Raw genomic sequence first — 11,093 nt, 5'->3', positions numbered from 1 at the left:
TCTTTCTGCTACCCACGGCTGTCGTTGCCGACTGGGTCGAGGCGACCGGTGGGTGGGAGAGGCGTCGCCCGACGTCCCGGAAATCCCCATTCGCCCAGGAGGGGCAAGACGAACCAATCTCACCGGGCACCGAATGCAGCTAGTCACCGTGCCCGACGACCTTTGCCGTCTCGACTGGGCGCCCGTTCACGCGACTGCGCATCGAGGTCGAAAGAGATCACCCTTGAGTCGCCTACGCAAACCACACGACCGGTGGACCCCGGTTGCCGCCAGTGGCCACTCTCGGTCAGTTCTCGGCGCCTGAAAGTTCACTCGACGGATATCCGAACGACGTCCTGACCCGCTCTCCCAACGGCAGGCGCAAGGAATGGATTCTCAGCACCGAGCATATTTGATGATCGGCATGGGAACGGGCGAGCATGTGGAGGCCGAGGTGGCGTGATGGAGCGGGTCGGCAGTGTCGACCAGGTCGAGGGCACGTGCGGCGCGCCGCAGCAGTTCCGCCGAAGTCGGTGGCCGTCGGCTCCGGAGGCGGTTGGCGTCGGCTGGTGCTGAATAGGCGGGAATGAGTTCTTCGGAGTGCTTGCACGAGAGCATGAAGCGGCTCGTCGGTCGGAGCTGTATCGCCGTCGATCGGACGTGGCGTGAGGGTGCCCGTCGTGACCACCGGCTCAGGTGATCTCCTGGTCGGCGGTCGGCGTGCTGTGCAGGCCGCTGTCCGTCCAGTGCTCGATGACGTACGCGTCGCACTGGTCGCGTGGCCGGTCGGCCAAGGTGACGGTCCACCCCTCGGGGATCTCGGCGAACGACGGCCACAGCGAGTGCGCGCCCTCGTGGTTGACCAGGACGGAGAACGTCGCGTCCCGGTCCTCGAACGGGTTCGGTTCCACAGCGGACCTCCGTGGCGGTTCAGCGGGACGGCGGGGACGGGGCGGGGAGGAAGCCGGTGTCGGTGAGCACCTCGACGCAGCCGGGGAGCAGGTCCTCGGTCGGCGGGCAGGACTCGCCGGTGAGGCGGTCCACCGCGGCCCAGGTCCGCTCGCTGCCCAGCAGCGGCATCCGGCCCTCGACGTAGAGGTCGATGACCGCGACCCGGTCGGGCCCCCACCGCTCGACGAACAGGGGGATGAACGGTGAGATCGCCGCCTGCGGCCGGCGTTCGCCGTGCTCGACCAGCCGGCGGACCCACTCCTGCGGCGCCACCGTCTCGACGCGGTGCCCCGCCACGTTGAGCTGGTGCACCAACTGGTCCAGCAGCGCGTAACGCGGGTTGCTGAGGTGGTACGCGGAACCGTCGGCCGGGAGCCGGTCGGTCAGTTCCACGATCGAGCGGGCGACCACGTCGACCGGCGTGAAGTCCATCGGCAACCGCAGCCCGGGAGCCGCGCCGAGCTCGACGAACGCCTTGATCAGGGAGCACAGGAAGCCCTCGGTCTTCCACCTGCCGCTGACGCTGTGCGCGGTCACGTCGTGCGGGCGGTGGATCGTGTAGGGCAGGCCGAGGGCCCCGGCCCGGCGGACGAGTTCCTCCGCCGCCCACTTCGTCTCGGTGTAGCCCTGGTAGAGCTGCGCCGGGTGGGACGGTGCGGTCGTCTCGTCCACCGCGCGGACGCCGGCCTGGCCCGCCGCCGAGAAGACCGCCTGGGTGGAGATGTAGTGCACCGGGGTGGATCGGCCGGCCGCCGCCAACTCGATGATCCGCCGGGTGCCCTCGACGTTGATCTCGCGCAGCGCCGAGTAGGGGTAGAGGAAGTTCACCCACGCCCCGTTGTGGTAGATCGCGTCGATGTCCCGGACGAGGCGCGCGTACTGGTCGCGGTCCAGGTCGAAGTGGTCGACCGCCAGGTTGCCGCAAACGGCGACGATCCTGGACGAGTCGAACCCGTCCGCGTCGAGGCCGTAGGCGCGCAAGGAGCCGATCACGCGTTGCCGGGCCCGGGTGTCGTCCTCGGCCCGCACCAAGCAGTGCACGGTGGTGTCGGTGCGGTCGAGCAGTTCGCGCAGCAGGTGCGAGCCGATGAACCCGGTCGCCCCGGTCAGCAGGGTGTGGCGGGGCCGCGCCGGCGGGACGGCGGGCGTGGGCGGTCGCAGGTCCGGCCGCAGGCGGGTCTCGGCGTCGAAGTCCGGCACCTCCCGTTGCCGGCCGGCCACCTCGGGGTCCGCCGGCGCGGAGGTGAGGGGGCGCAGCACCTCGACCAGCGCGTCGGCGGTGGGCGACTCCAGGAGCGTGCGCAGCAGGACCTTGCCGTCCTCGGCGCGCAGTCGGAAGGCACGGGTGAGCTGGGCGACCAGGCGGGTGGCCGACAGCGAACTCCCGCCCGAGGCGAAGAAGTCCCCGTCGGCGTGGCCGTCGCCCAGGACGTCCGCCCACAGCTCGCCGACCCGGCCGGCGACGTCGTCGGCCGCGGCGGGTGCGGCCGCACCGCGGCGGGGCAGTGGCCGGGCGGCGAGGGCGGCCCGGTCGAGCTTCTGGTTGGGGCCCAGCGGCATGTCCTCGATCGGGAGCAGGACGTCCGGCACCAGGTGCCGGGCCAGCAGCGCGACGAGGTGGGCGCGCAGGTCCGAGGGGTCCAGGTCCGCGGTCGGCGAGTAGTACCCGACCAGGAGCCGACCGGCGGCCGATTCCCCGTGGGCGACGACGGCGCACCGGGACACCAGGGGGTGCCGGCGCATCGCGGCCTCGACCTCCTCGGGTTCGATCCGGTGGCCGCGCACCTTGAGCTGGCGGTCGACCCGACCGAGCACCACGAGGACGCCGTCGGGACGCACCCGCACCAGGTCGCCGGTCCGGTACATGCGCTCGCCCGGCGGCCCGAACGGGCAGGCGACGAAGTGGGCGGCGGTCACGGCGGGCTGGTCGACGTAGCCCCGCGCCACCCCGACTCCGGTGACGTAGAGCTCGCCCGTCCCATCGACGGGCACGGGGTCGAGGTGCCCGTCCAGCACCTGGGCGTTCATGGCGTCCAGCGGGCGGCCGATCGCGACGGGATCGCTCACCTCCTCCACCGCGTCCATCCGGTGGCAGGTGATGAAGACGGTCGCCTCGGTGGGCCCGTAGCCGTCGACCACCGCGGTGCCGGGGCAGGCGTCGAGCACCTGCCGCACCGCCGACGCGGGCACGGCCTCACCGCCCGTCCAGACCTCCTTCACCCCCGCCAGGGCCTGCGGCTCCTCGTGGGCGATGACGTGGAACAGCGCCGCGGTCAGGAACAGCACCGTCACCCGGTTGTCCACGATGCACCGGACCAGGGTCGCGAGGTCGAGCGGACCCGGCGGGGCGATCACCACCTGGCGGCCGTGCAGCAACGGCACCCACAGCTCGTAGGTCGAGGCGTCGAAGCCGTGGGGCGAGTGCAGCAGCATCCGGGTGGGCCCGCTGCCGAACCGGCTGTCCAGCGCGAACGCGGTCACGCCCGCCTGGGTGATCACGACACCTTTGGGCCTGCCCGTCGAGCCCGACGTGTACATCACGTACGCGACGTCGGTCGGCGAGCAGGGGGCCAGGCGGTCCGCGTCGGTCAGGTCTCCGACCGGCTGCCCGGCCCACTCCCGTTCGACCTCCGGGGAGTCGATCACCAGTGCGTTCGCCCGCAGGTGCGAGGGCAGCCCGTCGAGCTGCGCGGCCGCGCACAGCACCGTCGCCGGTGCGGTGTCGGCGAGGATCCGCGAGGTGTGCTCGGAGGGGCGGTCCAGGTCGAGCGGCAGGTACCCCGCGCCCGCCTTGACCGCGGCGAGGGTCGCCACCACCTGGTCGGCCGACCGGGGCAGCGCGACGGCGACCAGGCGATCCGGCCGCGCGCCGCGGGCCACCAGGAGCCGGGCGAGCCCGTTGGACCTCTCGTTGAGCTCCCGGTAGGTCCACATCCCGTCCGGCGTGTTCAGGGCCACCGCACGCGGCTGCCGCGCCGCCTGTTGCTCGAACACCTGCGCCGGCGTGCGGTGGCGGAGTTCCGGGGTGGCCGCCGCGGCGGACGGCAACGCGCTCAGCGGCGGCGACGGGTCGGCGGCGACGGCGGTCAGCAGAACCCGCAGCTCGTCGAGCAGCCCGACGACCGTCGCCCGGTCGAACATGCTTGTGTCGTACTCCACGTGGCACGTCAAGCCGTCCCGCGCGCCGGAGTCCTCGTGGCGCTCCCAGAACTCCAGGTACAGGTCGAACTTGGTGCCCTGGCCGGCGACCATGTCCACCGCCGCCGGGGTGCCGGTGAGGTCGAGTTCGGGCCACGGCGTGTTCTGCAGGACCAGCACGGATTGGAACAGCGGGTTCCGCCCTGGCACGCGTTCCGGGCGCAGGTGTTCGACCACCTGGTCGAAAGGCACGTCACGGTGGTCGAACGCGGCCAGCGTCGTACCGCGCACCCGCTCGACGAGTTCCCCGAACGCCGGGTCACCCGACGTGTCGACGCGCAGCACGAGCGAGTTGACGAAGAACCCGACCAGGTCTTCGGTCGTCGGGTCGTCGCGCCCCGCCACCACCGTGCCCAGGGGGAGGTCGGTGCCCGCGCCGCGCCGCGTCAGCACGGCGGCGAAGCCGGCCTGCAGCACCATGAACAGCGTGCTGCCGCTGTTGCGCGCCAAGGCGTGCAGCGACTCGTGCAGCCGCCTGGGCCACCTCGTGGTCAGCGTCGCCACGTCGGCGTCGGCGGACCTGGGGCGGTCCGCGTGGTCGGCGAGTTCCGCGGGCAGCCCCTCCAACGTCCGCTGCCAGAAGTCGAGTTGCCTGGCGGCCACGCCGGTCGGGTTCGTTCCGTCCCCGAACAGCTCCCGCTGCCACAGCGCGTAGTCGCCGTACTGGATCGGCAGGTCCCGGAAGCGCGGAGCACCGCCCCCGGACCGGGCGCGGTAGGCGGTTTCGAGGTCGCGGCACAGCGGCGTGATCGACCAGCCGTCGCAGGCGATGTGGTGGACCACGAGCAGCAGGACCGAGTCCGCCGGCCCGGTGCGCAGGAGGTCGGCCCGGATCACCAGGTCGCGGGTGAGGTCGAAGGGCCGCGCCACCGAAAGTCTGATCACCTCGGCCAGCTCGCCGGGTTCGACGTCCCGCACGGCCAGGTCGGGGTGTGCCGACTCGGCGGGCAGGATCTCGGCGACGGGTTCCGCGTCGTGCACGGCGAAGACCGTCCGCAGGGGCTCGTGCCGTGCGGCCACGTCGGCCAGCGCCCGCCGGAGGGCGTCGGCGTCCACCGGTCCGCTCAGCTGCACCGTCAGCGGCACGTGGTAGGCGGTGGTGCCACCGAGCTGGTCGAGGTGCCAGAACCGGAACTGACCGGCGGACAACGGCATCCGATCGGGGCGGTCCGCGCGGCGCAGCGGCGGCAGCCACTCGTCACCGTCCTCGGTGTCCTCGGCGGACGAGGAGCGGCCGCGCAACTCCCCGGCCAGCGCGGCCAGGCTGGAAGCCTCGTAGACGATGCTCAACGGCAGCGCGTCGCGCGTGACCCGGCGCACGGCGTAGACGAAGCGCGCGAGGTCGAGCGAGTGGGCGCCGACGTCCAGGAAGTCCTCGGCCAGGCCGATCGGCGGGAGCCCCAGCGACTCCCAGATCTCGGCGAGCCTGCGCTCGGTCCGGTTGCGGGCCGCGGTCTCCGCCGCCCGGCCCGGCCTGGGTGGGGACAGCAGCGACAGCGCCCGGCGGTCCACCTTGCCGTGCACGGTCATCGGGAGTTCCGCGACGGCGACCAGCTCGTCGGGCACCAGGTGGTCGGGCAGGGTGCCACGCAACCGGGAACGCAGGCCCGCGAGGTCGACGTCCTCGTTCGCGACGACGTACCCCACCAGCCGCTTGTGCCCCGGTCGTGACTCGTGCGCCACGACGACGGCGCGCGTGACACCGTCCGACGCTGTCAGCGCCGCCTCCACCTCGGCGGGCTCGATGCGGTGCCCGCGCACCTTGATCTGGTCGTCGGCGCGACCGAGGAATTCCAGGACCCCGTCGTCGCGCACCCGCACCAGGTCGCCGGTGCGGTACATGCGCGCTCCCGGCTCCCCGTCGGGGCAGGCGACGAACCGGGCGGCGGTCAACTCCGGTCGCCGCAGGTAGCCCCTGGCCACGCCCAGGCCCGTCACGTACAGCTCACCGGTCCCGCCGGCTGCCACCGGCCGCAGCCGGTCGTCGAGGACCAACACCCGTGCGCCGTCCAGAGGTCGGCCGATGGGCACACTGCCGTCCGCCACGTCGGCCCGCGACACGCGATGCCGGGTCGCGAAGGTCGTCGTCTCGGTCGGTCCGTACCCGTTGTGCAGCGCGATACCAGGGCAGGTGTCCAGGAACCGGCGGATGGTGGTCGGGTCGCACGCATCACCACCGACCAGCACGTCGCGCAACCCCGCGAAGGCACTTGGCCGGTGCTCGACTATGGCGTTGAACAACGCCGGGGTGACGAAGACCGCCGACACGCCGTGCGCCGCGGTCAGGCTTTCCAGGGTGTCGGCGTCCAGCGGGCCCGGCGCGAGCACGATGCGGCCGCCCCGGAGCAGCGGCACCCACAGCTCGTAGGTCGAGGCGTCGAAGCACTGCGGTGAGTGGGCGAGCACGCTGCGGTGGGCGGAACGGGCGAAGAGCCGGTCGGCGGCCAGGGCGATGACGTTCGCGTGCGTGGCCACGACCCCTTTCGGCCGTCCCGAAGACCCCGACGTGTACATCACGTACGCCGGGTCGGCGGCGGTGACCGGCTCCCCGGTCCGGTCGTCGGTGAACTGCTCTTCCGACGTCCCGGCCAGGGCTCGGACGTCGTGGGCGTCGTCCAGCACGACCGTGGGCACGCCCGCGCGCTCGATGCTCGCCCGCAGGTGGTCGGCGACGCCGCTCGTGCTCACGGCGGCCGAGGGTCGGCCGTCCTCGATCATCAGGGCGATCCGCCGGGCCGGGTACTCCTGGTCCAGCGGCAGGTAGGCGGCACCCGCCTTCACCACGGCCAGCACCGAGACGACGTACTCGACCGACCTCGGGAGTCCCAGCGCCACGGTGTCGCCGCGGCCGACACCGCGCGCCACGAGCAGCCGGGCCAGGCGAGTGGCCTTCGAGTCGAGTTCCCGGTAGGTGGTGACGCCTTCCGGGCCGACCACCGCGACGGCGTGCGGGGTGTCGCGCGCCTGTCTGTCGAACAGTGCGACCAGTGACTCCCGTCCCACCGGGAGACCTACGGGATCTGGAGCGCGCAGCACTTCGGTCACAACCCACCTCCGCGGACACGGTCCTCCGACCACCGTTGCTCCAGTGGACCGCCCGCTCGGCGGACGCGGCAACGACCGGGAGACCGGGACCTGATGAACCGGTTGAACAACCTTGTGCGTTCGCCGTCGTCGTGCGGGGACCGATCACCGTCGGCGGCGACCGCGGGTGGCCCCAGGCGACCCGCGGTCCCCCTTCGGGGGGCGGCTGTTCGTGGGACAGCCGGCGGCGGACCGGGGCCAGACCAGAAGAGAAAGCCCTTGTGGGCCAAGGAGGAGGGGCGAGTTCACCCGTGGGTCGCACCGGGATGGCCGTATGCTGGCCCGCACCGGAGATCCGGTCCCGGGCATCCCGACGGGCTGCCGGGGACGACAACCGCGGCGCGCGCGACGCCGACGGGCGAGGTGCCGTCGCGCCAGGGCTTGGCGGCGAGGTGAGTCGTGTCCACGCGTCGGAATCACCCCAACGAGTCGCTCCGCTCGCTGATGCGCGAAGCGGGGCTCACCAACCACAACCTGGCGCAGGCGGTGAACCGGGTGGCCGGTGAGTCGTGCGTCGACCTCACCTACGACCGAACCACGGTGTCGCACTGGCTCTCCGGGAGCAGACCACGCCCACCGGTGCCGGACTTCATCGCGGAAGCGCTGTCCCGCAGGCTCGGCCGACCGGTCACGATCTCGGCCGTCGGCCTGGCCGGCGGCACCGCGCCCGCTCGCCGCGCGTCGGCCGAGGACCCGGCCGGCACCCAGGCGCTCTTCCTGCTCGCGACGGCGCACCTGGACGCCGGCGACCGGGCGACGCTGCGGGAGGTACCGTACCGGGTGGACTGGGCGTCCGCGCCCGGGTGGCCTGCCGGGCAGCCGGGCGGGAGCAGCGCGGTGTGGGCACCGCGCAACGAAATCGCCATGGCCGGCCCCGACGCCGTGGCAGCCCTCCGCGCCACCACCGCCACGCTCGAACTCGCGCACCGGAAGTTCGGCCGGGGCCGGCTCACGTCGGCCGCCTACCTGGCGACGGACGTGACGTCCTGGCTGGAGGCGGGTGCGGGCGACCGGTTCCGGGGTGCGCTGCTCGGCGCCGTGGCCGAGTTGACCTGCCTGATCGGAGCCATGTGCGTCGACGACCTGCACCACCACTTGGCGCAGCGCTACTACCGCAGCGCACTGGCCCTGTCCGTCGAAGCGGGCGATCTGGTCGGCTACCTCGCCGTGGTGCAGCGGATGAGCACCCAGGCGTGGTTCCTGGGCCACCACCGGCACGCCGTCGCGCTGACGGAGTCCTTCCTGGACCAGGTGTCGGACACCCTGCTGCCGGCGACCGTCCACGCCGGACTCCTCGGCCGGGCCGCCGTCGCCCACGCCGCGCTGTCCGACCGCCGGGCCGCCCTCGACTGCCTGGCACGGGCCGAGCGCCGCCTGGGGGAGAACCCGGCGGGCGACTCGACCGAGGTGTTCGAGGGCCGGGCGGACCTGGCGCACCGGATCGGGCTGGTCCGGGCCTGCGCCCGGGACTGGACCGGTGCCGAGGCCGCACTGCGCCGGTCCCTCCGCCACCGCGCCGCGGTCGATCGGCGATGGCGGATGCTGACCACCGACCTGCTCGCCAAGATCCAACTCCGCGGCGGCCGGTTCGAGCAGGCGTGCGCCACCTGGGGCAGTTTCCTGGACGACTACCCGCACATGGAGTCCGCCCGGATCAGGGCGATCCTCCTTTCGCTGCACCGCAAGCTGTCTCCGCACCGGGAGACCGCCGTCGTCGCCGACACCATCGACCGCATCGACCGGCTCTCCACCTGACGGCTCGTCATCGCAGGTCCGGCGCGTTCGGCAGCTCGAACCGGGTGTCCTCCTTGTCCGCGAGCCACCTGGCGACGTCCAGCAACCACCACTGCCGGACCTCCAGCACGTAGAAGCGGCGGTGGCCGTCCCCGGTGAACTCCGCCAGGGGCAGCGCCACCGAGTCCCGGACCTCCTCGTCCGGGAAGTCCAGCTCGTAGAAGCGCCGGCGGAACCGCTCGGTCACGTCCTCCAGCGCGGTGCACCGGCCCACGAGCTGCGCGCCGTCGAGGCCGAAGCCGGGCAGGCCGGTCATGAACATCGAGGCGGCCACGACGGGGTGCGCCGCGATGTTCCTGGAGTGCCGCGCGGACCGCGACGAGTACCAGACCAGGCGCAGCGGCCCGCGCAGTGCGACGAAGTTGACCGTGGACGCCCAGGGCCCGTCGTCCCCGGTGGTCGCGAGGGTCAGGTAGCGGGCACCGTCGAGCAACGCCGTGCTGCGGGCGGCTGCGTCGTCGTGGCCGGTCACCCTGTCACCTCCGGTCCGCCCGGCGCGGTGGCGGCTTTCGCGTCGCCGGCCTTCCCGCACTCGATGATCGCCGCGTGCGGCCGGTCCAGGTAGGGCCGCCAGTACTCCTCCCCGTGCTCGGCCACCGCATCGGGATCGACGTCGTGCCGGTGCCACACCGCGGTGCGGAAGCCCGCGGTGCGCATCGCTTCCTCCACCGTGTGTGGGGTCCAGTACCGAGCGCTGACCGTGACGCGGTGGTCGCCGAGCTGGAGTTCGAGCGTGACCGGGGCACCGTCGACCTCGGGGTGGTCGGAGAACAGCCGGAACCCGTAGCGCCGGTAGTAGTCCGGCTCGTCCGTCGAGTGCGGGTGGAGCACGAGGGTGATGAACCGCCCGCCCGGCCGCAGCGCCGTGAAAGCCGACTGGCACATGGCCGAGAGCTGCTCCACGGTCGTCGCGTACGGAAGTACGTACACGGCGAGCACGATGTCGAACCGGCCCCGCTCCGCTTCGGGCAGCGGTCCGCAGAGGTACTCGATCCCCAGCCGCTCGTCCCGCTCCCGGGCCAGGGCGTGGGCGATCATCCCCTCGGACTCGTCCAAGGCCAGGACCCGCTTCGCGCCTCGGGCCCGGATGGCGCGGGCGTAAGCGCCCGAACCACAGCCGATGTCGAGCACGGCGGCGTCCGTGAGGTCGCCCATCAGCTTCAGGACCGTGAACATCTCCATGTGCTTGCGCCACGGCAACTCGGCCGAGTCGTCGTACATGCGTCCGAGCTCGTCGAACTGGGTCATCGGTGCCAGCGCTCCGGGAAGTCGGGAACCTGTCGCAACCAGCGAAACCGCCTGTCGCGACCAAGGCAACGCCGCCGCGTCGCCGATAAGTTGAACGTGTTGCACGGCCGCGGGGAAAGAGCCACGATCGGGTGACGGCTGCGGGTGGACCGATCCGGTTGACCGGCTCGGAACGGGTACCCCGGTGGTCATGAGCACAGCACCGTCGAGCAAGGGCCGCGGTTCCTGGTCCGCTGCGCGCGCCTCGTGGTCCACGACGTGTCTGACGAGGGCCCGGTAGCCGTGCAGACCTTCCTGCCCCACCCGGACTTCGCCGCGACCGCGAGGGCGCTGGACAAGAGGCGGCTGGGCAAGCAGCGGGTCGAGGCCATCCAGGTGCTGCGCGGCTTGGTCGTGCCCGGCTACGGCTGGCGGCACCACCCCGCGGTCGGGATGTGGGCCGGGTACGAGGAGGCGCTGGTCCGGTACGGCCTGGAGATCTGTGCCGCGTGGTGCGTCCTCGGGCACGCCGACACGTGCGCCGCGACCTTGCGCACCGATCTCACCGCCGCCCTCGGCGCGGTGGAGGTGCGCGGTCAGGCGGAGTTGGCGGCGGCGGGTGACCTGCCGCCGTGGCTGGGAGACGACGGCGTGCACCGCAGCCACCGATCGGCCCTGGTGCGCAAGGATCCGGCCCACTACGGGCCGCTGTTCCCCGACGTGCCGCCCGACCTGCCCTACGTGTGGCCCGCCTCCGACCGCGCCCGCCGCGTCGCGTGACCTCCGAGCACAGGCACTGCGTCGCGGTCACGCCGGCGCAAGACCGGGACCCCCTCCCGGTCGGACCTGTGCGGCGACTG

Annotated in this window: 6 protein-coding genes; 2 read left to right on the top strand and 4 right to left on the bottom strand. The window is 72.7% G+C overall.

Features of this window, described 5'->3' with window-relative positions; all coding sequences use genetic code 11:
- Positions 1 to 671 precede the first annotated feature (671 nt).
- Together BN6_RS22080 and BN6_RS22075 are read right to left on the bottom strand one after the other, a co-directional pair.
- Entirely contained in the window at positions 672 to 890 is a 219-nt protein-coding gene (locus BN6_RS22080) for an MbtH family protein (RefSeq protein ID WP_015101951.1), read from the bottom strand.
- Between the two features lie 19 nt (positions 891 to 909).
- Complete coding sequence (locus BN6_RS22075; RefSeq protein WP_051075678.1) at positions 910 to 7,131, bottom strand: non-ribosomal peptide synthetase; 6,222 nt, start codon at positions 7,129 to 7,131, stop codon at positions 910 to 912.
- Positions 7,132 to 7,611: 480 nt separating this feature from the next.
- Between BN6_RS22075 and BN6_RS22070 the strand changes: the two genes are divergently transcribed.
- Positions 7,612 to 8,967, top strand: a complete 1,356-nt coding sequence (locus tag BN6_RS22070; protein WP_015101949.1) for a hypothetical protein — start codon at positions 7,612 to 7,614, stop codon at positions 8,965 to 8,967.
- Positions 8,968 to 8,974: 7 nt separating this feature from the next.
- On the opposite strand, the gene BN6_RS22065 is transcribed toward BN6_RS22070, so the two are convergent.
- Together BN6_RS22065 and BN6_RS22060 are read right to left on the bottom strand one after the other, a co-directional pair.
- Complete coding sequence (locus BN6_RS22065; protein WP_015101948.1) at positions 8,975 to 9,478, bottom strand: pyridoxamine 5'-phosphate oxidase family protein; 504 nt, start codon at positions 9,476 to 9,478, stop codon at positions 8,975 to 8,977.
- The gene (locus BN6_RS22060; RefSeq protein WP_015101947.1) at positions 9,475 to 10,254 is read right to left on the bottom strand and encodes a class I SAM-dependent methyltransferase; all 780 of its coding nucleotides are present in this window, start codon (positions 10,252 to 10,254) and stop codon (positions 9,475 to 9,477) included. The genes BN6_RS22065 and BN6_RS22060 overlap by 4 nt, the downstream gene beginning before the upstream one ends.
- A 282-nt stretch (positions 10,255 to 10,536) precedes the next feature.
- On the opposite strand from BN6_RS22060, the gene BN6_RS22055 reads away from it, so the two are divergent.
- Positions 10,537 to 11,013: an MSMEG_6728 family protein gene (locus tag BN6_RS22055; RefSeq protein ID WP_015101946.1), complete on the top strand. Its 477-nt coding sequence runs from the start codon at positions 10,537 to 10,539 to the stop codon at positions 11,011 to 11,013.
- Positions 11,014 to 11,093 lie beyond the last annotated feature (80 nt).

The organism is Saccharothrix espanaensis DSM 44229 (genome assembly GCF_000328705.1).
GTDB classification, from domain to species: domain Bacteria; phylum Actinomycetota; class Actinomycetes; order Mycobacteriales; family Pseudonocardiaceae; genus Actinosynnema; species Actinosynnema espanaense.
This window is presented reverse-complemented; position numbering and strand designations above follow the sequence as displayed.